We start from the raw sequence: 21,635 nt of genomic DNA on the forward strand, positions 1-21,635 counted from the left end.
TAGAAAATTCTTACTCTTCCACCTCCGCATCCAGGAGTTCCATGTTGAGGCCCAGACCCCGGACCTCCTTGACGAGAACGTTGAACGATTCCGGCACGCCGGCCTCGAAGTTGTCCTCGCCTTTGACGATGCTCTCATAGACCTTGGTCCGGCCGGCCACGTCGTCGGACTTCACCGTCAGCATCTCCTGCAAGGTGTAGGCCGCGCCGTAGGCTTCAAGCGCCCAGACCTCCATCTCACCGAAGCGCTGACCGCCGAACTGCGCCTTACCGCCCAGCGGCTGCTGGGTCACAAGGCTGTAGGGGCCGGTCGAGCGCGCGTGGATCTTGTCGTCCACAAGGTGATGCAGCTTGAGCAGGTATTTGATGCCCACCGTGACCTGACGCGCGAACTTCTCGCCTGTCCGGCCATCGAAGAGATCGGATTGACCGCTCTGCGAGAACCCGGCCCGCACGAGCGCATCGTTCACGTCGGCCTCTTTCGCGCCGTCGAAGACGGGCGTCGCGATTGGCACGCCATGGGTGACGTTGTCCGCCGCCTCGACCAGAAGCTCCTCGTTCATACCGGCGATGCCTTCATCGTAGACATCGTCGCCATAGGCGATCTTCATCGCGTCGCGCACCGGCGTCAGATCCCCCGAGCGGCGATAATCATCCAGCGCCTCGTCGATATGCAGACCCAGGCCGCGCGCGGCCCAGCCCATATGCGTCTCGAGGATCTGACCGACATTCATCCGGCTGGGAACGCCAAGCGGGTTCAGGACGAAATCGACCGGCGTGCCGTCGGCGAGGAAGGGCATATCCTCCATCGGAACAACCTTGGAGATGACGCCCTTGTTGCCGTGACGGCCGGCCATCTTGTCGCCCGGCTGCAGCTTACGCTTCACCGCCACGAAGACCTTGACCATCTTCATGACACCCGGAGGCAGATCATCGCCCCGGCGCACCTTCTCGACCTTGTCCTCGAACCGTGCATCGAGCTGGCGCTTCTGCGCCTCGTACTGCTCGTTGAGCGCCTCGACGATCTGGGCGTCGCTCTCGTCCTTGAGAGCGAGCTGCCACCACTGGCCGCGGCTCAGCTCACCCAGAAGATCTTCTGTGATCTCGGAGTTCGCCTTAATGCCCTTGGGCCCTTTGACGGCTGTCTTGCCGAGGATCAGGTCCTTGAGACGCGCATAGATGTTCCGGTCGAGGATCGCGAGTTCGTCGTCGCGGTCGCGGCTTAGACGTTCGACCTCTTCCCGCTCGATCTGCAGCGCACGCTCGTCCTTTTCGACGCCGTGACGGTTGAAGACCCGCACTTCGACGACGGTTCCGAAATCCCCCGGCGGCAGTCGCAGGGAGGTGTCGCGCACGTCGGATGCCTTCTCACCGAAGATGGCGCGCAGAAGTTTTTCTTCCGGCGTCATCGGGCTTTCACCCTTCGGCGTGATCTTACCGACAAGGATATCCGCAGGCCCCACTTCGGCGCCGATATAGACGATGCCTGCCTCATCGAGGTTGCGCAGCGCCTCCTCGCCGACATTGGGGATATCGCGGGTAATCTCTTCTGGACCAAGCTTCGTGTCACGAGCGGCGACTTCGAATTCCTCGATATGGATCGAGGTGAAGACGTCGTCGCGTGTGACGCGCTCGGAGATCAGGATCGAGTCCTCGTAGTTGTAGCCGTTCCACGGCATGAAGGCGACGACGACGTTCTTGCCGAGCGCCAGTTCCCCCAAATCCGTGGATGGACCGTCAGCGATAACCTGACCCTTGCGAACTTCATCACCCACCTTCACCAGCGGGCGCTGGTTGATGCAGGTGTTCTGGTTCGACCGCTGGAACTTGCGCATCCGGTAGATATCGACGCCAGGATCGCCCGGCTCCATATCTGCCGTTGCACGCACAACGATCCGGGCCGCATCGACCTGGTCGATGATGCCGGCCCGTTTGGCCATGATCGCAGCGCCGGAATCCCGGGCCACGACTTCCTCGATCCCGGTGCCGACGAGCGGCGCCTCGGCCTGCAGAAGCGGAACCGCCTGACGCTGCATGTTCGAGCCCATGAGAGCCCGGTTCGCGTCGTCATTCTCGAGGAACGGGATCAGCGAGGCGGCAACCGAGACCAGCTGCTTGGGCGAGACGTCGATCAGGTCGACCTGCTCGTTCGGCGCCAGCATGTAGTCGCCCGATTGACGGGTCGAGACCAGATCGTTCACGAACTTGCCCTCATCGGTCAGGTTCGCGTTTGCCTGCGCCACGGTGTGCCGCATCTCTTCGGTCGCGGACATGTAGTGCACTTCATCGGTAACCTTGCCATCTTTGACCAACCGATAAGGCGTTTCGATGAAGCCGTATTTGTTCACCCGCGCGAAGGTGGCGAGCGAGTTGATTAGACCGATATTCGGACCTTCCGGCGTCTCGATGGGGCACATCCGACCGTAATGGGTCGGGTGCACGTCGCGCACCTCAAAGCCCGCGCGTTCGCGCGTCAGTCCGCCCGGCCCAAGCGCGGAAAGACGACGCTTATGCGTCACTTCCGAGAGCGGGTTGGTCTGGTCCATGAACTGCGACAGCTGCGAAGAGCCGAAGAATTCGCGCACGGCAGCGGCCGCCGGTTTGGCGTTGATCAGATCTTGCGGCATGACCGTGTCAATTTCGACCGACGACATCCGCTCCTTGATCGCGCGTTCCATCCGCAGAAGGCCGACGCGATACTGGTTCTCCATCAGCTCGCCCACGGACCGCACGCGGCGGTTGCCGAGGTGGTCGATATCATCCACATCGCCCCGCCCGTCGCGCAGGTCGACCAGCGCCTTGATACAGGCGACGATGTCTTCCTTGCGGAGCGTACGCTGCGTGTCTTCGGCATCCAGATCGAGACGCATGTTCATCTTGACCCGGCCGACGGCGGACAGATCGTAACGCTCGCTGTCGAAAAAGAGCGTGTCAAAAAGGTTCGAGGCCGCATCAACGGTGGGAGGCTCGCCCGGGCGCATGACGCGGTAGATGTCCATGAGCGCGGTTTCGCGGTTCATGTTCTTGTCCTGCGCCATGGTGTTGCGCATGTACGGACCGACATTCACGTTATCGATATCGAGAACCGGGATCGTCGTGATACCGGCATCGACCAGCTCCTTGAGCGTGCCACCGATAACCTCGCCGTCCTTGTCCATCTCGAGCGTCAGTTCGTCGCCAGCCTCGACATAGATCGCGCCGGTTTCTTCGTTGATGATGTCGCGGGCAGCGAACTTACCAACGATCTGGTCATAGGGGACCAGAAGCTCGGTGACCTTGCCCTCATCGATCAGCTGCTTGACAGCGCGCGGGGTAACCTTCTTTCCGGCCTCCGCGATCATGTCGCCGGATTTCGCATCGACCAGATCATAGGTCGGACGGGTGCCGCGAACGCGCTGCGGGAAGAACTTGGTGACCCAGCCCTTGTTCTTCTTCAGCTTGTAATCGACCGTGTCGTAATAGGCATCCATGATGCCTTCCTGATCGAAGCCGAGCGAATAGAGCAGCGTCGTCACCGGCAGTTTCCGGCGGCGGTCGATCCGTGCGAACACGATATCCTTGGCGTCGAATTCGAAGTCGAGCCAGGAGCCGCGATAGGGGATGATCCGGCAGGCAAAGAGAAGCTTGCCCGAGGAATGGGTCTTGCCCTTGTCGTGATCGAAGAACACGCCCGGCGAGCGGTGCATCTGGGAGACGATGACGCGCTCGGTCCCGTTGACGATGAATGTCCCGTTCGGCGTCATCAGAGGCATGTCGCCCATGAAGACGTCCTGCTCCTTGATATCCTTAACTGATTTGGCGCCGGTATCCTCGTCCACATCGAACACGATGAGGCGCAGCGTCACCTTGAGCGGCGCGCTGTAGGTCATGTCGCGCTGTTGGCATTCCTCGACATCGTATTTCGGCTTTTCAAGCTCGTACTTGACGAATTCGAGGATGGCCGTTTCGTTGAAATCCTTAATCGGGAAGACCGACTGGAAGACACCCTTGATCCCCTCGCCGTCAAGCGGCTCGAGCTGATCGCCGGACCGCAGGAACAGATCGTAAGAAGATTTCTGGACTTCGATGAGGTTCGGCATCTCCAGCACTTCGCGGATTTTGCCGTAGTATTTGCGCAAGCGTTTCTGACCGAGGAAGGACTGAGCCATATGCGTCGTCACCTTTTCATATCTCGCGAGGTGCAGTGCCGTCGGGCCTCGGCACGGCGCCCCAATGAGAGCGGATGGGTTGCGATCAATACCCGGCGCCCGTCCCAATGGACGCCTCCCGATCTGCAACCTGTCCAAAGGGGGGTCCGGGAAACGGACCTCCGTTAAGACAGGTTAAGCTGGCCCCGCAAATCGCCGGGCCAGCTCGTCGTTTCGATGGAGGGCGCAGATTTTTCTAGAAAAATCTGACTTCAAAATCTTCTAGAAGATTTCGCCCCCGCAAGCCTCTTAGGCCAGCTCGACCTCGGCGCCAGCGCCTTCGAGCTTGCCCTTGATCTCTTCGGCTTCGTCTTTCGACACGCCTTCTTTGACCTTGCCGCCAGCCTCGACGAGGTCCTTGGCTTCCTTCAGGCCGAGGCCAGTGATGCCGCGGACTTCTTTGATGACCGCGATCTTCTGAGCGCCGGCATTCTTGAGTACGACGTCAAATTCGGTCTTCTCTTCCGCAGCAGCGCCACCGGCGTCGCCAGCAGGACCGGCCATCATGACCGCGCCACCGGCGGCGGGCTCGATGCCATATTCGTCCTTGAGGATTGTTTTCAGTTCCTGTGCCTCGAGAAGCGTCAGACCAACGATCTCTTCGGCGAGTTTCTTAAGATCAGCCATGTTAAGACTTCTTTCCGTTTTTCCTAGATGTGTTCCAACGTCAGGGATGCAACCCCACGCGGGACCTCATTTCGATTGCGCTTATGCCGCCTTCTCTTCGATGGTCGAAAGAACGCTTGCGATATTGCTTGCAGGAGCGCCAATGGCACCGGCGATGTTCGAGGCAGGCGCGGCAATGCAACCGACGATCGAAGCGATAAGCTCCTCGCGCGACGGCATCTTCGCGACGGCTTTCACACCATCGACATCCAGACCGTTTTCTCCCATAGCCCCGCCGAGGATCTCGAGCTTGTCGTTCCCCTTGGCATAGGCGTCGATGACCTTGGCGGCCGCGACGGGATCCTCGCTGTAGGCGAGGACGGTCATGCCCGAGAGGTAATCAGCGATGCTGGCGCATGGCTTCCCCTCAAGGGCGATCTTGGCGAGCCTGTTCTTGGCAACACGCACGGATCCGCCTGCTTCACGCATTTGCGCGCGCAGATCCTGCATTTCGGCAACCGTGAGGCCCTCGTAGCGTGACACCACGACGACGCCAGAGCTTTCGAAGATCTGGCCGAGTTCCTCGACCACTTTCTCTTTCTGGGCTCTATCCACAGTTTTTCTCCAAGTATGGGGTATTCCCCGGCTCAGTCTTGCCGGACAGCGAGCCGCCCGACATCAAGGGTCCGTATGAACGGGTGAGCCAGGTCGTCCGAGGAGAGCCTCGAGATGTCTGGTCTGATCCCGTCTCAGGCAGGAATTAGCACCCTTGCGGGCAACCCACCGTCTCGGACGAATAACGGCCCGAACGAATCGCTCATTCGGGCCGAGTGGTCTAGCTAAAGGCAAAGGTACGCATTGCCAAGCCCCCTGCCCGCTGCCGTGGCGTTTGGTCCCGAAAGGCCCGATGCCGGAGCGCATCTAGAAATACAGCATCCGGCAAACGAAAAGGCAGGCCGCGAGGACCTGCCTTATCTTGCGTTTCGAAGACGATCAGTCGTTGCCGGTCGCGCTGACCACATCAACGGTGACACCCGGGCCCATCGTTGAGCTCAGCGACACCTTTTTCATATAGGTGCCCTTGGAGCCCGACGGCTTGGCCTTGCTGACCGCGTCGACGAAGGCGAGGAGGTTCTCCTCGATCTTCTTGGCGTCAAAGCTGGTTTTGCCGATGCCCGCATGGACAACGCCGTTCTTCTCGGCCTTGAACTGGACCTCGCCACCCTTGGCAGCCTCGACGGCTTCCTTGACGTCCATCGTCACCGTACCGACCTTGGGGTTCGGCATCAGGTTACGAGGGCCAAGCACCTTACCCAGGCGGCCGACGATCGGCATCATGTCAGGCGTCGCGATGCAGCGGTCGAAGTTGATCTCGCCGCCTTGGACGGTTTCCATCAGATCCTCTGCGCCAACGATATCGGCGCCAGCCGCCTTGGCTTCATCCGCCTTGTCGCCGCGCGCGAAGACCGCAACGCGGACGTCCTTGCCGGTGCCGTTGGGCAGCGAGACCTTGCCGCGCACCATCTGGTCCGCGTGACGAGGATCGATGCCGAGATTCATCGCGACCTCGACGGTCTCATCGAACTTGGCCTTGGCGTTGTCCTTGACCAGAGCGACGGCTTCGGAGACCGAAACCTCTTCCTTGCCAGCGAAGGCTTCACGGGCGTCGCGAGCGCGTTTTCCAAGCTTTGCCATTACTTCACCTCGATGCCCATGGACCGGGCCGAGCCAAGGATGGTTTGCATCGCGGCTTCTACGGTCGTTGCGTTGAGGTCCTTCATTTTCGCCTCGGCGATTTCCCGGACCTGCTTAGTCGTCACGGTCCCCGCCGTCTCGCGGCTTGGGTTCGTCGCACCCGATTTCAGACCAGCCGCCTTCTTGAGGTAGTAGGACGCAGGCGGCGTCTTGATGTCCATCGTGAAGGACTTGTCCTGGTAGTAGGTGATCACGGTCGGGCACGGCGCGCCGGGCTCCATATCAGCAGTCTTGGCGTTGAACGCCTTGCAGAATTCCATGATGTTGATGCCGCGCTGACCCAGGGCCGGCCCGACGGGCGGCGAGGGGTTGGCTTGTCCGGCGGGCACCTGAAGCTTCATGGTGCCGGCGAGTTTCTTGGCCATTGGCCGTCTCCTTTTCCAACGCCCCTGAAACGCGTTCCAGAGGCCTTTCGTTGTGTGGTCCGGCCGAACGCGCGCGCGCGGTACCTCCCACTCATCACCCGGAAAAGTCCGGGATATCGTTTGCCCTCCGGTTCTTGCCGGACAGTATGTTCAAGCCGATCTCCTTGAGATACCGAGGTCCCGGGTCAAGCTCGGGACAGCGTCTGGTAAGCAAACCTAGCCTTGCTTAGACACCTGCGTATATTCCAGCTCCACCGGGGTTGCCCGGCCGAAAATCGAGACTGTCACCTTGAGGCGCTGGTTCTCGTCGTCCACTTCCTCGACCATGCCGTCGAAATCCTCGAACGGGCCGTCGTTGACCTTCACCTTCTCGCCGATCTCAAAGTGGATCAGCGTGCGCGGTGCTTCCTCGCCTTCCTGGACGCGGTTGAGGATCTGGTTCACTTCGGCATCGCGCATCGGCATCGGGCGGCCCTGGGGGCCCAGAAAGCCGGTGACGCGGTTGATCGAGTTGATCAGGTGATAGCCCTCATCGGACATCTCCATATGCACGAGCACGTAACCCGGCATGAAGCGGCGCTCTGCGGTCACTTTCTTGCCGCGACGCACCTCGATCACTTCCTCGGTCGGGACCAGAACCTCGTCGATCTGATCCTCAAGCTCGGCTTCCGCAACGGAGGTGCGGATCTGCTCCGCGATCTTCTTTTCGAAGTTCGACAGAACGCTAACCGAATACCACCGTTTCGCCATATGCCCCTCGTCGCCTTTTCACTCTTGGCGGCCCATCAGGCCGCGATTGTCTGTCCGTTCGATTGATCCGGGTTCCGGAACAAAAAGCGGCGTGCAACACGATTCGCCGCACGCCTCATCAAAGTCTGCCGCCTATACTGCGGAGCGGTGCAGCTTTCAACCCCGGCGCGCCGTCCGGTCAGGATCCGAAATAGACCAGCACGACCTCAAGCAGGCTGCGAATGCCCCAGTCGACCAAGCTAAAGAAGACAGCTGTCAGCGCGGCCATGATAAAGACCATGATGGTCGTCAGCACGACCTCACGGCGGGTCGGCCATGTGACCTTCGACACTTCCTGCCGAACCTGCTGAATAAACTGTGCCGGATTGGTCCTGGCCATCATCTGTCCTCGTGATCTCTTGGCTCGCGACATACGCGGCACAACTTCATGTTTCAAGGCACTCCGCACCGGTTCGGGTCAAATGCGACGTCACGGTCTGAGAAGCTGAACTCCGGGAAGCGCGGCAATCCTTTCCAGATCATCCTCGTACCGGATCCGGCTGAGACGGCGTGCCTCCTCAGAGAAACCATCATAGCGCGGATAGGTCTCCCCCACCGGATAGTGAGCCTTGGCTTCTGGGGCGGAGGGGCTTTGCGGATCGTCAGAAAGGCAGGCCTCAACCGCAGCCTGCGACAGGCCTTTGTTCACGCGAACGGGGTGCGGCACGATAGATCGCGCGATTTCGGGTGTCAGGAGGTGGCTGTATATCTGCTCCTGTATCTTCGGATAATCTTCGTATCGCCAGATCCAGATCCGCCGGGCGGCATTTTTCTCGACCAGCCGTCTTACGAGACGGAACCAGCTGATTTTCTTGGGCGGAACATCATTGACGTAGTCTTGAAGAGACACCTTGCGACCCGACGACAGGACCTGACTGTAAGCCGATTGCATGAATGTCGCGGGATCCCTGACCGCGAAGAAAAGATCGAGTGGACAAGGCGAAATCCGCTTGGCCAAACTCTCAAGACGTCCCGGTCCATCGGGATAGAGAAGGCGCCGAAACGGTCCATCGGGTGGATTGAGGGACCCGAGGAAATTCTCCTCCGATATGATCAATCGATCCCGGCCGTCCGCCAAATTTTTCAGCATAGCCTGCGGCCCGCCGGGAATGGGCTCTTCCATCTTGAGGCCGATTTCGAACATGTGCCGAAGCGTTGCGCCCGGCGTACGGAAGGCATTCGGACCACGAAACGATATACCGGCCTCATTGATGAGCGCCATGTTGTCGGCCATCGTCCTTTGGAGATGCGTCGTTGCCGTCTTATGGGCACCGGCGTGAAGTGCGACGGTCAGATCTGTCATCCCGATCGCGCGCCGCTCGCACTGCCAGAATTTCGCGCTGAACGGCCTTCACGCAGACGTGCCCAGTATTTCGGCAGATCTGCGATAGGATCACTCTCAGAAGAAGGAGAACGACAATGACATCCGCCCCTCTCGACCGCCGAACGTTCCTTGGCACGGCTGCGCTGGGAAGCGCTGCCATCGCCGCCGGATCCTCGGCGCGCGCCGATCTCGCCGATCGTCTCGATGCCTACCAGTTCGAGGTGAACCGTCCCGAGGGGGAATGGCGCGAGATGCTGTCGAATCTGGAATTCAACGTCCTGCGCGAAGGTGGAACCGAACCGGCCCGATCCCATCCCTATTGGGAAGCGTCCGAACCCGGGGTCTATTCCTGCAAGGCCTGCGATCTGCCACTCTATGACAGCGAATGGAAGGTGATCCTGCCGATGGGCTGGGTCTTTTTCTACCATTCCCGTCCGACCGCGATCCTTACGGATATCGACCGTTCTGGCCCCATGACCGGCGGCACCGGTCCGGCGATCGAAGCGGCGTGCCGTCGGTGCGGATCGCATCACGGTCATATCGTGGGGATTAATAATGAGGTCATTCACTGCATCAACGGGGCGGGCCTGACCTTTACGCCAAGCGCGACCTGACTTCGCGGTCGGCTTGGCAGGGGTTGAGGGACTCGAACCCACGACCCTCGGTTTTGGAGACCGATGCTCTACCAACTGAGCTAAACCCCTCTGCCAAAGGCGGGGTTAAGCCACCCCTCTATCGAGATCAAGTCCAAGATCAATCCAACAGATGACTAAGGCTTATGCGGCTCATCGACCTTGCGCTGCTTTCGAATGACGGCTTTCCAATAGCCTTCATTGTGCAGCACCTCGACTGGTCGGGCGGCCTCTCGGTCATAAAAGGCTATGAGGTCCTCTAGGCTGGCGAAGTCGGTGCTGTCCTGCAAAAGCGCATCCGCCAGCCATTTCACGGGAAGATCGAGGAGGCGTTCAGCCTTCTGGTAGTGATAGATATTCAATTTCTGAACCGCCTGCCGGTTGATCTCTCCGGACATGTTCCAAGTCGCTTCGATGAAGTTAAACAAAAGCCCCGCCCGCTCTGTCGCAACGGCAAGGGAGATCTGGTCGAGCGTTGGATAGATGCCCTTGGCCAGCCGTTTTCGCTCGATCTCCAGGGCCGTATCCCGCCAAACCTCACCGAAGCCTTGTTCCGTGTAGCCGACATATCCCGCATTGATGCTGGGGGCCGTGAAGCTGCCATTGGGACGTCCAAGCCGCAGCCGCGGAAGATCGAGCCCGACGCTCTCGTAGGCCGGGCGCCATTCCTCGGCTGTCTTGCCCCACATCCAGGGACCTGTCGGACGACCCGAGATGCAGCCCTCGACCAGTGTCTCGGCAAGCCGGATGGGCCGCAACAAAAGAATATCGGTATCAAAGAGGATCGTCGCCGGAGCCTGCCTCTTGGCTGCGCAGGCATAAAGCTTGTTGCCTTGCGGATAGATGACTTCGAATTCCGGCTCGATGGCGGCCAGCTCGATCCCGTGACGCTCGAACCAGGTGACCGTATCTGCGTGAAGCTGGTCGATCAGGGATGCGCGGCAATAGGCATGGATCGATATGCGATCGGTCGCGAACGCTCTGAGGGACGCGGCGAGGAGGATAGCAGGCCATTCGTAATGGCCCGGCTCGACCATGAAAACGGCGGCGATATCGGCGTCTGAACTGGCCAAAACTGTCCCCTTGCAGATCAAAGTTGTCTTGCTCGCGTAGATGCGATGCCTTGGACATCACGGGCTGCGCTATAGATAGAGGGATGTCTTCCAGAAAGGAGCCGCGATGTCAGGTCTTTTCAAAGCGAGTCTCGTCCTCGCAGGCGGTCTGCTGCTTGTCGCACCCGCCCCGTCGGCCGCTGATGGCCGGACCCAGCTCGAGCGTCAGGCTCAGAGTGTGCTGCGATCCTTCGACTTTGACGTGAATGCCGAGGATCTTACGACCACGCAACTGATCGCCGTTATCTCGACCGGGACGAATAAGGCGAGCCAATCGCAAAAGAGGCGGCAACTGAGATCTGCGGTGGGTGATGGGCTGTTCAGATATCTAAGCCACTGATCTTTCACGGCTTGTCTTAGGTTGAGAGGTGGGGGGCACGGGATTGTGCCGTCCACGTCGAACCTGGGTTCTTGTCGCTCCCCCGGGGTCTTTGGGGCGGGGGAGCGGCGTTTGGTAGGGGGCGCGGTGGGCGCCCGGATGTCTGGGTGCGCGATGGCCCGCTTTCGCGGGCGCGTCGCTTTACTCGATGATCTTGGACACCACGCCCGCACCCACGGTGCGGCCGCCTTCGCGGATGGCGAAGCGCAGGCCCTGCTCCATGGCGATCGGGGCGATTAGCTCGACCCCGAAGGAGACGTTGTCGCCCGGCATCACCATCTCGGTGCCCTCGGCCAGCTGAACCGTGCCCGTCACATCCGTCGTGCGGAAGTAGAACTGCGGACGGTAGTTGGCGAAGAACGGCGTGTGGCGGCCGCCCTCGTCCTTGGTCAGGATGTAGGCCTCGGCCTCGAACTTGGTGTGCGGGTTGACCGAACCGGGCTTGCAGAGCACCTGGCCCCGCTCAACGCCTTCGCGGTCGATGCCGCGCAGAAGCGCACCGATATTGTCGCCCGCCTCGCCGCGATCGAGCAGCTTGCGGAACATTTCGACGCCCGTGCAGGTCGTCTTCTTGGTGTCGCGGATACCCACGATCTCGATCTCGTCGCCGACATTGATCACGCCGCGCTCGACCCGGCCCGTGACAACCGTGCCGCGACCGGAGATCGAGAACACGTCCTCAACCGGCATCAGGAACGGCTGGTCGATCGCCCGCTCGGGCGTCGGGATGTAGTCGTCGACCGCTGTCATCAGCTCGCGGATCTTGGTCTCGCCGATCTCGGGATCGCGTCCCTCCATCGCCGCCAGAGCGGAGCCCGCGATGATCGGGATGTCGTCGCCGGGATATTCGTAGGAACTCAGCAGCTCGCGCACTTCCATCTCGACGAGCTCGAGCAGCTCTTCGTCATCGACCTGATCGACCTTGTTCATGAAGACGACCATCTTCGGGATACCGACCTGGCGGCCCAGCAAAATATGCTCGCGCGTCTGCGGCATCGGGCCGTCGGCGGCGTTCACCACAAGGATCGCGCCGTCCATCTGAGCGGCACCCGTGATCATGTTCTTGACGTAGTCGGCATGGCCCGGGCAGTCGACGTGAGCGTAGTGGCGGGCGTCGGTTTCGTATTCGACATGCGCCGTCGAGATCGTGATCCCGCGCGCCTTCTCCTCGGGCGCGCCGTCAATCTGATCATAGGCCTTGAAATCGCCGAAATACTTCGTGATCGCAGCCGTCAAAGTCGTCTTGCCGTGATCAACGTGACCAATCGTGCCGATGTTCACATGCGGCTTCGTGCGTTCAAACTTTTCCTTAGCCATGGGCCTTTGGCGCCTCGCATTTTATGGGGCGCGACCTTGGCGCCCGGGGTTCACAGACGGGCGCGACATAGGACCACGCGGCGGGGAAATCAAGCCGGATCGGTGCGGCGGGGCGCGAAGCCTAACGGAAGATGAAGGCCGTGCGAGAGGCGAAAACAGCCCGAGGCCCCCAAATGCCGCGAATCGTCCGTTAACGCTGGCCCGATGGCCGAAACGGGCCTTCGGTATCCGGTCGGTATTGCGTCGGTATCCGGTCGGTGGATTTTGGGCATGTATGCGCCTTAACGCAGCGCACGATGCCGCCGCGCGCAACAGCACTGAACAATGACCGCCTTTGCCTAGAGATTGTTGATCCGGCCACCCGACCCTTTAGCTATCCGGCATCAGGGATCTGCCGTGTCTCCGTATCCGGGAGGAAGCAGATCCTCGTATTCTTCTTCCGCCGGATCCGGGTCGTAGTCGCTGTCATAGTCGCAGATCGTCTGGAGCGCCTCGAACTCCTCGTCCGACATCAGAGGCGTGAAGCTTCGGCCCTCGGGCGTGGCGGCGCGTGCCGCTTCGATCCGGTCGCCCATTTCGGGATGGGAGGTCAGATGCGCGAGGATCGTGCCTTTCATCTCGGTCTCCTCCACCAACCGTTCGAAGAAGGTCGCGATCGCCGATGGCGGAAGATCGGCGGCGAGAAGCGCGATATGGGCGTAGGCATCGGCGGCAGCTTCGACGTCGCGGGTATAGTCGGCCTGGATCATCTCTCGTGCCAGCCACAGGACCATCGTGCCTCCCGCGAAATCGCCGAAGAGAAGGCCGAGCAGACCGATGGAGCCTGCGGAGCGCAGCGCGATGCGGGTGGGGTCGCGAGCGTCCACATGGCCAAGCTCGTGAGCGAAGACGGCGGCGACTTCCTCGGCGGTTTCGGCTTCTTCGAGCAGGCCGCGGAAGAAGATGATATAGCCGCCCGGAAGGGCAAAGGCGTTCACCATCGGGTGATCGAGAACATGGACGGCCAGATCGCCTTCGAACCCGGTCGCCTTGACGATCCGGTCCTCGATCATATCGAGAGACGCCAGCCCGGTGGGGTTTTCGCAAATCGGAAGGAAGCCGTATCCGCTGTCATCCAAGGCGCTGCGGATCTGGTCGAATGTGGCTGATCCCAGCGCTTCCTCCCCGGAGGGTGGAAGATAGTCGGCAAGGCTGTCGGCCAGAAACGGCACCAGAACCATCATCATGAGCGCGACCGAACCCACGGCGCCGATAGCGAGGCCCAGCAGCTTGCCGCGTCCGCGCATCCGGGGGCGATTGTGCAGATCGAGAGCGCGGGCGGCGAGGATGCGGCGCTCGGCCTCGCCGGTCAGGCGCAGGCGCGGGAGGGGATCGTCGTTCGACCAGACGATCAGTTCGGAAACCGGGCGGTCGGGCAAGGCGCGCAGGCTGGAGAGCGGCCAAAGCACCGGGGCCGGTGTTGGGCCTTCGCCAGCGGGCAGGATATGGATACGCAGCGTATCGGTGCCGTCGTCGATATCGATGCGGGCAGGCCGCGGGATGGGCGTGTCGCCGTCATAGAACAGCCCGACCCCTTCGAAGCGGGGGACCTCTGTTCCGACGCGGATCACGGTCATATCGCGGCCCCCAGATCGAGCGCTTCGGCAAAGCCCTCGGCCTCGGCGAAGTCGTCGCGGGCCTTCTGGCTGACGCCGGGCAGATTATCCGCGCCGGTCAGGGTCAGTGTCTCGGCATAGTGGCGGATCACCGGCATGGTGATGAGCGCGTGGCGCAGGACGAACCAGAGGAGGAAGGTCACGAAATAGAGAAAGACGATGATGCCGGTCAGGACGAAAGGTGGCAATTGCCGGATCGTATAGATCAGACCGCCCTCTTGTCCGGGAAAGTCAAAGGGATCGAGCGGGCTGGCAGCGGCTGTGAAGAAACCCAGAATGACAAGAATCGGCAGGATCAAGAGGGCGATCCCGAGATAGCCCAGAATGTTGATCCTGAGGATCCGGGCGACGCGCGGTTTTGCGAGCAGGCCGACGCCGTTCGCTGTCTTGTGGTTGGCGAGGATGCGTTTGGATTCGACGTTGTAGTAGATCAGGCCAAAGATCGCGTAGGGGATCGTGAGGTAGAGCAGGCTCCAGAACGGGGTGGTGCCGGTATAGGACTCGTACTCCATCTCGGTGGCGGCGAGAATGGTGAAGAGCGTGAAACTGGCCCCGATGAACAGATGCGCCGCCGCGGGAAGGAGCATCTGCCAGTCGCCGCCCTGATGAAGCTTGGCCGAGCCGAAGGCGGTGCGGTCGGTGATGAATTTTTCCAGCCGGAAGGTCTTGCGCGGCCAGAGGAGGCCGAAGGAGACGACAACAGTGATCCATTGCCAGAGCGCGACGCCTGAATAGCGCCAGGCCGCCGGGTCGAGCCCAAAGCGGACCGCGCGCCAGCGGGTGCGGGCCAGCACATAGCGGCGGGCGCGGTATTGGGCGTAAAAGAGCACCGGCACGACGCCCGCGAAACTGGCCAGATAGGCGACGACGTTGGAGCTGAAGATCGCGTAGCTGGCGAACATCAGGAGCAGATTGATGATCGCCAGATAGAAGGCGAGGATGCAGACCGCGATCAGGAACCCGATCAGCTTTTCGATGGGCTGGCCGGTATATTCCAGAGGATCGCCGCCCGGGCGGATCGAAGACCAGTACCAGCGGCGCAGGCGGGTCTTCATCCAGAACCGGTAAATGCCCAGCGTCAGAACGGTGAAGAGGCCCGTGCGCATGGCCAGCCAAAAGAGCGCCTTGCGCGTCCCCGCGAACTGGACCGGGAGACGTTCAGGCGGGAGGGCAGTGGCGGCGATCGCCTCGGGCGATGTGACCGGGTTAGGTGAAGGTGTTGCCCCTTGGGAAACCGCGCGGTGCCATGCGTCCTGCGGTGGCGCGCTTGGCGGTCCATTCTCCGAGTTCGGTTTCGGTTCGGGTCCGTCCGGCCGGGTCCTGCCAGGAGAGGCCGTGGGCCAGGGTGAATGTGGTGGCATCGCTCAGGCCCCCGTCCTTGTAGCGTTGGAGGCGGACACCTTTGCCGCGCGTCATGGTCGGTAATTCATCCAGCGGGAAGACGAGCACCTTGCGGTTCTCTCCGACGACGGCGATGTGATCGCCGGTCACCGGTTTGCAGATCTTCGCCTTGTGCGGATCCTTGGTGTTGAGGACCTGTTTGCCCGCCTTGGTTTGGGCGATGGCCTCGTCTTCGGGCAGCAGGAAGCCGTCGCCCGCATCGGAGGCGACGAGCAGCGTGCGGCCCGGCTGGTGGGTGAAGAGATCCACGATGCCCGCTTCGTTCGGCAGGCCGATCATCAGGCGCACGGGCTCTCCCATGCCGCGGCCGCCTGGAAGCTGGCTGGCGGGGAGCGTATAGAAGCGGCCATTGGTGCCGAAGAGCAGGATCTTGTCGGTCGTCTCGGCATGGAAAACGAAGCGGGGGCCGTCGCCGTCCTTGTATTTGAGCTCTTTGGTCAGGTCGATGTGGCCGGACATGGCGCGGATCCAGCCCATCTGCGAGCAGACGATGGTGACGGGTTCGCGTTGGACAAGATCCTCGGGGGCGATGTCGGGCGTGTCGGTCGCCTCGGCGAACTGGCTGCGGCGGGCGCCGAGGGGGTGGTTGCGGCCGAAGGTCTTCTTGGTCTCGCGGAGCTGATCGGTGATCTCTGTCCACTGGAGCGTTTCGTCAGCGAGTAGGTCGGTCAGCTCGGCATGTTCGGCCATGAGGGCGTCACGTTCGGCGCGCAGCTCCATCTCCTCGAGGCGGCGCAGGGAGCGCAGGCGCATGTTGAGGATGGCGTCGGCCTGCACCTCGGAGAGCTGGGCGGCGGACCCGATGGGCGCGCGGTAGTCGGCCTCGGAGGCGGCGCGGGGGTGATCCTGCGTCCAGTCCTCGGCCTGAAGCGCCTGCTTGGGGTCGTCGTCGTAGCGAATGATGTCGATGACGCGGTCGAGGTTGAGGAAGGCGGTGATGAAGCCTTCGAGCACCTCGAGGCGGTGGTCGATCTTCTCGAGCCGGTGCTGCGAGCGGCGTTGCAGGACGTCGCGGCGGTGATCGAGGAAGGCGCGCAACACCTCCTTAAGGGAGCAGACCTTGGGTGTGACGCCGTCGATCAGCACGTTCATGTTGAGCGAGAAGCGCGTTTCAAGGTCGGACTGCCGGAACAGCAGACCCATCAGCATCTCAGGCTCGACATTGCGGGAACGCGGCTCGAGCACCATGCGGATGTCGTCGGCGCTTTCGTCGCGGATATCGGCGAGGATCGGGATCTTCTTGGTCTGGATCAGCTCTGCGATCTTTTCGATCAGGCGGGACTTCTGGACCTGATAGGGGATCTCGGTGACGACGATCTGCCATTGGCCGCGATCAAGCTGTTCGACATGCCAGTTGGCGCGCAACCGGAAGGCGCCGCGCCCGGTGGCGTAGGCCTGCGCGATGCTCTCGCGCGGCTCAACGATGGTGCCGCCGGTCGGGAAATCGGGGCCGGGGATGTAGTTCAGCAGCGTCTCGTCCCGGGCATCGGGCGTCTTGATGAGATGCAGGCAGGCATCGCAGAGCTCGGCGATGTTGTGCGGCGGGATGTTCGTGGCCATGCCGACAGCGATCCCGGAGGATCCGTTGGCCAGCAGATTGGGCAAGGTCGCGGGCAGCACAACGGGTTCGTCAAGGCGGCCGTCGTAATTCTCGCGGAAATCAACGGCATTCTCGCTGAGACCTTCGAGCAGTGCCTCGGCGGCTTCGGTCATGCGCGCTTCGGTATAGCGGGAGGCGGCGGGGTTATCGCCGTCGATATTGCCGAAGTTTCCCTGCCCGTCCACGAGCGGATAGCGGACGTTGAAATCCTGCGCGAGGCGGGCCATCGCGTCGTAGATCGCGGCGTCCCCATGGGGGTGGAAGTCGCCCATCGTGTCGCCGCTGATCTTGGCGGATTTCAGAAAACCGCCCGAGGATGTCAGGCGCAGGCGGCTCATCGCGTAGAGGATCCGGCGGTGGACCGGCTTGAGTCCGTCGCGCGCATCGGGCAGCGCGCGGTGCATGATCGTGGAGAGCGCATAGGTCAGATAACGCTCGCCGATGGCCTGGGCGAGCGGTTCGTCCACCTCCTGAGGAGCGCCGGGATCCGCGATATCGGTCATGGATCCTTAGTAGACACGGGGAATCTGGGGGTAAACCCGACTTGCCTCAAGTTTCGTGAAACTTTCTGTTCGCGGGAATCATTAACGAGGCAATACGCTGCCAGCGTTTTGAAGGAGTACGACCCATGGGACGCTTTATCGTCTTCACATTTTTTATCCTTGGCCTGGTATATTACGAGTTGAGTGGAGGGTCTGATTTCCGGCCCATGTCAGAGATCGTCGCATCGGCAGAGGCCGATGTGCGCGTTGTTCCTGAAGAAGAAGTCATTGAATTGGCTGCCCTGTCGGGCGCCGATCAGTTGCAGGCCCCCGATGGCGAGGCTGTGATTACGCAAGCCGTGCAAACCGGGGAAGCGGTGATCCAGAACGCTTCTATGCAGATAGGCGAGGCTGATGTTCTTCAGGGCGAGCTGTCGCAGGTCGAGGAGGTCGCGGCGCCGCCCGCCGATCTTCGCTATGTCGCCGGATCGCGCGTGAATGTGCGCGAAGGGCCGAGCACCAGCTTTGGCGTCGTCACGACCCTGAGCCGGGGCGCGGAAACCGAGGTGATCGGGAATAACGGTCAGGGATGGCTCGAGATCCGGATCGTCGGTCAGACCGAAACCGGTTGGATGGCGGAGCGTCTGCTGACCGCGGGCGGCTAAAGCAGCATTGCCAAGTCTGGCCCGTCGCGGCATCAGGATCGCGACAGGGCAGAGGCGGATATGGCAGACAAATCGGTTCTTATTACAGGATGTTCGTCCGGGATCGGACTGGACGGTGCGCGCGGGCTTCGGGAACGGGGCTGGCGCGTTTTTGCGTCCTGCCGCCAGCAAGCCGATTGCGATCGCCTGATCGAAGAGGGGTTCGAGAGCCCGCGGATCGATTACGCCGATCCCGCCACTATCGAGGGCGGTCTGGCCGAGGTGCTGGAGGCGACGGGCGGGCGGCTGGACGCGGTTTTCAACAACGGCGCTTACGGTATTCCGGGCGCGACCGAGGATCTGCCGCGTGAGGCGCTGCGCGCGATCTTCGAAACGAACCTGTTCGGGCCGCACGATCTGACCCGGCGGGTCATCCCGGTGATGCGCAGCCAAGGCTTCGGGCGGGTCGTGAATTGCTCATCCGTTTTGGGCTTTGCGGCGCTGCGCTGGCGGGGGGCCTATAACTCGACCAAGTTCGCGATGGAGGGGCTGACCGATACGCTGCGGCTTGAGATGCGCGATACGCCGATCCATGTAATCCTGATTGAGCCGGGGCCGGTGACAACGAAGATCCGCGAGAACTCGATCCCGCATTTCGAGAAGTGGATCGATGTGGAGGGATCAGCCCGGACCGAGCAATACGAGAGCGTTCTGAAGAAACGGCTTTATAACAGTGACGGCACACCCGACCGGTTCGAGCTGCCGCCGAGCGCGGTGACGGCCAAGCTGATCCATGCTCTGGAGGCAGACAAACCGCGCCCGCGCTACTTCGTGACGACGCCCACCTACCTGATGTCGGCGTTTCGGCGTATGCTGCCGACCCGTGCGCTGGATGCGATTGCCGGGCGGCTCTAGGGGTTTCCTTGGGGCGGGATCCCGCTAGGTCGCGGCGAACGCAATAGGACTGGATCTGCCGATGCTTCGTGACCCGCTGTTTCTGATCGCCCTTTTTGCCTGTCTGGGGGTCGCCGTTATTCTGGGGTTGGGCGTCAGCACGTTCGGCAAGGGCGGGACCGAAAACGCGCACCGGGCCAACAAATTGATGCGCTACCGGATCTATGCGCAGTTCGGGGCGATCGTGCTGATCCTGCTCTTCGTCTTCATCCGCCGCTCGGGAGGCAACTGATGGTCGTTCTCAACAAGATCTACACCAAGACCGGCGATGCCGGGGAAACCGCCCTCGGCAACGGGGCGCGCGTCGCCAAGCATTCGCTGCGGGTGACGGCCTATGGCACGGTGGACGAGGTGAATTCCTGCGTCGGGATGGCGCGGCTGCACGCGGAGGGCGAGATGGATGCGCAACTGGCGATGATCCAGAACGATTTGTTTGATCTGGGCGCGGATCTGTGCCGCCCCGATATGGAGAAGGACGGCGAGGCGGAGTACGCGCCGCTTCGGATGGTGCCGGCGCAGGTCGACCGGCTGGAAGGCGAGATCGACGGCATGAACGAGGCGCTGGAGCCGCTGCGGTCGTTTATCCTGCCGGGCGGGTCTGCTCTGGCGGCGCATCTGCATTTGTGCCGGACGGTGGCGCGGAGGGCCGAGCGGTTGTCGATGGAGCTGGCCACGATGGAGAGCGTGAACGAGTCCGCTGTGAAGTACCTCAACCGGCTAAGCGACTGGTTCTTCGTCGCCTCCCGCATCGCCAATGACGACGGCCGCGCAGATGTGCTGTGGGTTCCAGGGGCGAACCGCTGAGGGTGAGATGATCGGTTGACGAAAAAGGCGGCCCCCGAGGAGGCCGCCTTTTGCTTTCGGATCCGGGAGCCGCTTAGCAGTTGCCGTCCGGCAGGTTTGCGGCTTCGGCGAAGGCCTGTGCGGCTTGCTCGACCTGAGGTTCGATCAGGGCGGCGTCGGGCTCGTAATAGTCGGTGATCTGCTCCCAGCGGCTGCGCTTGCCGTTCCACTGATTGACCGCGACGAGGCCCTCGCCGGAATGGTTCTCGCAGGAGATCTGGACGTTGGGGATAAAGCCTTCCATCCCGAGCTCCTCGAAGGTTGCGGCATCCATGCTCAGCTGCTCATAGCCATCGCGGACCATCTCGCGAGTGATGTCGGCGGTGCCGTGGATCTCCATCGCGTTGCGGATCGCCTCGGTGGTGAAGATCGCGGCCATGACGCCGCGGTTGTAGTAGACCTCGCCAAGGTTGTTCATCTCGCCGCGGGCCTTGCCGCCCTGATAGACCAGCATGTTCATGTCGTTGTAGATCGCGAAATCAGTGCCGACCGCGTGGAAGGTCACGACCTTGTAGCCATCGGCGAGTGGGCCAAGCTGGCGGACATCGGATTCGCCGGCGGACCACCAGATGCCGAAGAGCTTATCCATCGGGAAGCCGATGCTGCGCGCGCCGCGCAGGGCGGTCGGGTTCATGATGCCCCAGCCCCAGAGCAGGATGTAGTCGGGCGCGGCCTCTTCGATGGCGGGCCAGATGGCGGATTGATCCTCACCGGGATGGTCGATGGGGAAGAGCTGAAGCTCGAAGCCCTCGGCCTCGGCCAGCTTTTCGAAGGTCGGGATCGGCTCCTTGCCGTAGCCCGAATTGTGGTAGGCATGGGCGATCTTGAGGCCTTCGAGAGAGCCGCCCTCGACCTCTTTGATGTGGCGGATCTGGGCAGAGGCTGCGTGCCAGTAATGCGCCGGGAAGTTGAACGCATAGGGGAACGTGTCGCCATCGGCGGCGGCGGTCAGGCCGTAGCCCATCGTGTGGATCACGACGCCTTCCTGATGGGCGATCGGGATCAGCTGATAGGTCAGACCGGTCGACATCGGATGATACATCAGGGCGCCTTCGGCCAGCGTTTCCTTGAAGCATTCGACGCCTTTTTCGGTGTCGTAGCCGTATTCGCATTCAAGGACGCGAATGGGCTCGCCTTCGATGCCGCCGTCGCGTTCGTTCAGAAGCGTCACATAGTCGGAAAACCCGTCCGAGAAGGGAATACCGCTCTGCGCGTAGGGGCCCGTCCGATAGGTCAGGGACGGGATCACCAGATCCGCCTGAACCGCGCTGGGAAGGTGGCCTGCCAGAAGCGCGAGCGCTCCCAAGGCTGCAACGGTAATCTTCTTCATGACGGTGACACTCCTGTTAACGTCGATCTTTGCCGTCCTCACGATTGGTCGGGGGACGAAGGGCTTTCAGGCCAAATGCATCAAAACACTGGCCTAAATCATGGCATCTCAATGGCTTTAACGCCCAATTCAAGCAATCAAACCAGATTGTCGCTACGTCATTTACAAAGTGGAGCGTTGACGTGGACGTCAAGACGTCGCGTCTTTGCGGTCATTTCGCTCTGTTTTTGGCGGCTGGCCCGCGCTAGGTCAAAGGGTGAC

Annotated in this window: 20 protein-coding genes and 1 tRNA gene; 6 read left to right on the top strand and 15 right to left on the bottom strand. The window is 61.6% G+C overall.

Features of this window, described 5'->3' with window-relative positions; translation table 11 throughout:
* Nucleotides 1-10: 10 nt before the first annotated feature.
* The 8 genes from rpoB to AAD018_RS14205 form a co-directional block, all read right to left on the bottom strand.
* Nucleotides 11-4,147 (bottom strand): DNA-directed RNA polymerase subunit beta, encoded by a 4,137-nt coding sequence (rpoB, locus tag AAD018_RS14170; protein WP_367316623.1) that lies wholly within the window; start codon nucleotides 4,145-4,147, stop codon nucleotides 11-13.
* 288 nt (nucleotides 4,148-4,435) lie between these two features.
* Complete coding sequence (gene rplL / locus AAD018_RS14175) at nucleotides 4,436-4,813, bottom strand: 50S ribosomal protein L7/L12 (protein ID WP_367316624.1); 378 nt, start codon at nucleotides 4,811-4,813, stop codon at nucleotides 4,436-4,438.
* Nucleotides 4,814-4,894: 81 nt separating this feature from the next.
* A complete protein-coding gene (rplJ, locus tag AAD018_RS14180; RefSeq protein ID WP_367316625.1) occupies nucleotides 4,895-5,407 on the bottom strand; it encodes a 50S ribosomal protein L10 in 513 nt (170 codons plus the stop codon).
* Between the two features lie 378 nt (nucleotides 5,408-5,785).
* On the bottom strand, nucleotides 5,786-6,487 hold the full coding sequence (gene rplA, locus AAD018_RS14185; protein WP_367316626.1) for a 50S ribosomal protein L1: 702 nt from the start codon (nucleotides 6,485-6,487) through the stop codon (nucleotides 5,786-5,788).
* Complete coding sequence (rplK, locus tag AAD018_RS14190) at nucleotides 6,487-6,912, bottom strand: 50S ribosomal protein L11 (RefSeq protein WP_367316627.1); 426 nt, start codon at nucleotides 6,910-6,912, stop codon at nucleotides 6,487-6,489. Before rplK ends, rplA begins: the two co-directional genes overlap by 1 nt.
* A gap of 216 nt (nucleotides 6,913-7,128) precedes the next feature.
* The gene (nusG, locus tag AAD018_RS14195) at nucleotides 7,129-7,662 is read right to left on the bottom strand and encodes a transcription termination/antitermination protein NusG (RefSeq protein ID WP_367316628.1); all 534 of its coding nucleotides are present in this window, start codon (nucleotides 7,660-7,662) and stop codon (nucleotides 7,129-7,131) included.
* A 178-nt stretch (nucleotides 7,663-7,840) separates the two neighbouring features.
* A complete protein-coding gene (secE, locus tag AAD018_RS14200; RefSeq protein WP_367316634.1) occupies nucleotides 7,841-8,041 on the bottom strand; it encodes a preprotein translocase subunit SecE in 201 nt (66 codons plus the stop codon).
* Between the two features lie 90 nt (nucleotides 8,042-8,131).
* On the bottom strand, nucleotides 8,132-9,004 hold the full coding sequence (locus AAD018_RS14205; RefSeq protein WP_367316629.1) for a hypothetical protein: 873 nt from the start codon (nucleotides 9,002-9,004) through the stop codon (nucleotides 8,132-8,134).
* Nucleotides 9,005-9,120: 116 nt separating this feature from the next.
* Between AAD018_RS14205 and AAD018_RS14210 the strand changes: the two genes are divergently transcribed.
* Nucleotides 9,121-9,639: a peptide-methionine (R)-S-oxide reductase gene (locus AAD018_RS14210; protein WP_367316630.1), complete on the top strand. Its 519-nt coding sequence runs from the start codon at nucleotides 9,121-9,123 to the stop codon at nucleotides 9,637-9,639.
* 14 nt (nucleotides 9,640-9,653) lie between these two features.
* On the opposite strand, the gene AAD018_RS14215 is transcribed toward AAD018_RS14210, so the two are convergent.
* Nucleotides 9,654-9,729: transfer RNA gene (locus tag AAD018_RS14215), tRNA-Trp, on the bottom strand.
* Nucleotides 9,730-9,794: 65 nt separating this feature from the next.
* A complete protein-coding gene (locus tag AAD018_RS14220; protein ID WP_367316631.1) occupies nucleotides 9,795-10,730 on the bottom strand; it encodes a hypothetical protein in 936 nt (311 codons plus the stop codon).
* Nucleotides 10,731-10,836: 106 nt separating this feature from the next.
* Between AAD018_RS14220 and AAD018_RS14225 the strand changes: the two genes are divergently transcribed.
* Complete coding sequence (locus AAD018_RS14225) at nucleotides 10,837-11,109, top strand: hypothetical protein (protein WP_367316632.1); 273 nt, start codon at nucleotides 10,837-10,839, stop codon at nucleotides 11,107-11,109.
* 180 nt (nucleotides 11,110-11,289) lie between these two features.
* Here the strand turns inward: AAD018_RS14225 and tuf are convergent, their stop codons facing one another.
* From tuf to AAD018_RS14245, 4 genes are all read right to left on the bottom strand, one after another.
* Nucleotides 11,290-12,465, bottom strand: coding sequence for an elongation factor Tu (gene tuf / locus AAD018_RS14230; RefSeq protein WP_367315508.1), 1,176 nt, complete (start codon nucleotides 12,463-12,465; stop codon nucleotides 11,290-11,292).
* 383 nt (nucleotides 12,466-12,848) lie between these two features.
* Nucleotides 12,849-14,081, bottom strand: coding sequence for a M48 family metallopeptidase (locus AAD018_RS14235; protein ID WP_367315507.1), 1,233 nt, complete (start codon nucleotides 14,079-14,081; stop codon nucleotides 12,849-12,851).
* Nucleotides 14,078-15,304 (bottom strand): DUF898 family protein, encoded by a 1,227-nt coding sequence (locus AAD018_RS14240; RefSeq protein WP_367315578.1) that lies wholly within the window; start codon nucleotides 15,302-15,304, stop codon nucleotides 14,078-14,080. Before AAD018_RS14240 ends, AAD018_RS14235 begins: the two co-directional genes overlap by 4 nt.
* A gap of 22 nt (nucleotides 15,305-15,326) precedes the next feature.
* A complete protein-coding gene (locus AAD018_RS14245; RefSeq protein ID WP_367315506.1) occupies nucleotides 15,327-17,624 on the bottom strand; it encodes a DNA topoisomerase IV subunit A in 2,298 nt (765 codons plus the stop codon).
* 125 nt (nucleotides 17,625-17,749) lie between these two features.
* Between AAD018_RS14245 and AAD018_RS14250 the strand changes: the two genes are divergently transcribed.
* From AAD018_RS14250 to AAD018_RS14265, 4 genes are all read left to right on the top strand, one after another.
* Nucleotides 17,750-18,268 carry an SH3 domain-containing protein gene (locus AAD018_RS14250; protein ID WP_367315505.1) on the top strand — a complete coding sequence of 173 codons (519 nt, stop codon included), beginning with the start codon at nucleotides 17,750-17,752 and terminating at the stop codon, nucleotides 18,266-18,268.
* Nucleotides 18,269-18,328: 60 nt separating this feature from the next.
* Nucleotides 18,329-19,162 (top strand): SDR family NAD(P)-dependent oxidoreductase, encoded by an 834-nt coding sequence (locus AAD018_RS14255; RefSeq protein ID WP_367315504.1) that lies wholly within the window; start codon nucleotides 18,329-18,331, stop codon nucleotides 19,160-19,162.
* 61 nt (nucleotides 19,163-19,223) lie between these two features.
* A complete protein-coding gene (locus AAD018_RS14260; protein WP_367315503.1) occupies nucleotides 19,224-19,433 on the top strand; it encodes a twin transmembrane helix small protein in 210 nt (69 codons plus the stop codon).
* Nucleotides 19,433-20,005: a cob(I)yrinic acid a,c-diamide adenosyltransferase gene (locus AAD018_RS14265; RefSeq protein ID WP_367315502.1), complete on the top strand. Its 573-nt coding sequence runs from the start codon at nucleotides 19,433-19,435 to the stop codon at nucleotides 20,003-20,005. Before AAD018_RS14260 ends, AAD018_RS14265 begins: the two co-directional genes overlap by 1 nt.
* Before the next feature lie 73 nt (nucleotides 20,006-20,078).
* Here AAD018_RS14265 and AAD018_RS14270 read toward each other — a convergent pair whose 3' ends face one another.
* Complete coding sequence (locus tag AAD018_RS14270; RefSeq protein WP_367315501.1) at nucleotides 20,079-21,374, bottom strand: ABC transporter substrate-binding protein; 1,296 nt, start codon at nucleotides 21,372-21,374, stop codon at nucleotides 20,079-20,081.
* Nucleotides 21,375-21,635: the final 261 nt, after the last annotated feature.

This window comes from Aestuariibius insulae, from assembly GCF_040783535.2.
Classification (GTDB): Bacteria; Pseudomonadota; Alphaproteobacteria; order Rhodobacterales; family Rhodobacteraceae; genus Aestuariibius; species Aestuariibius insulae.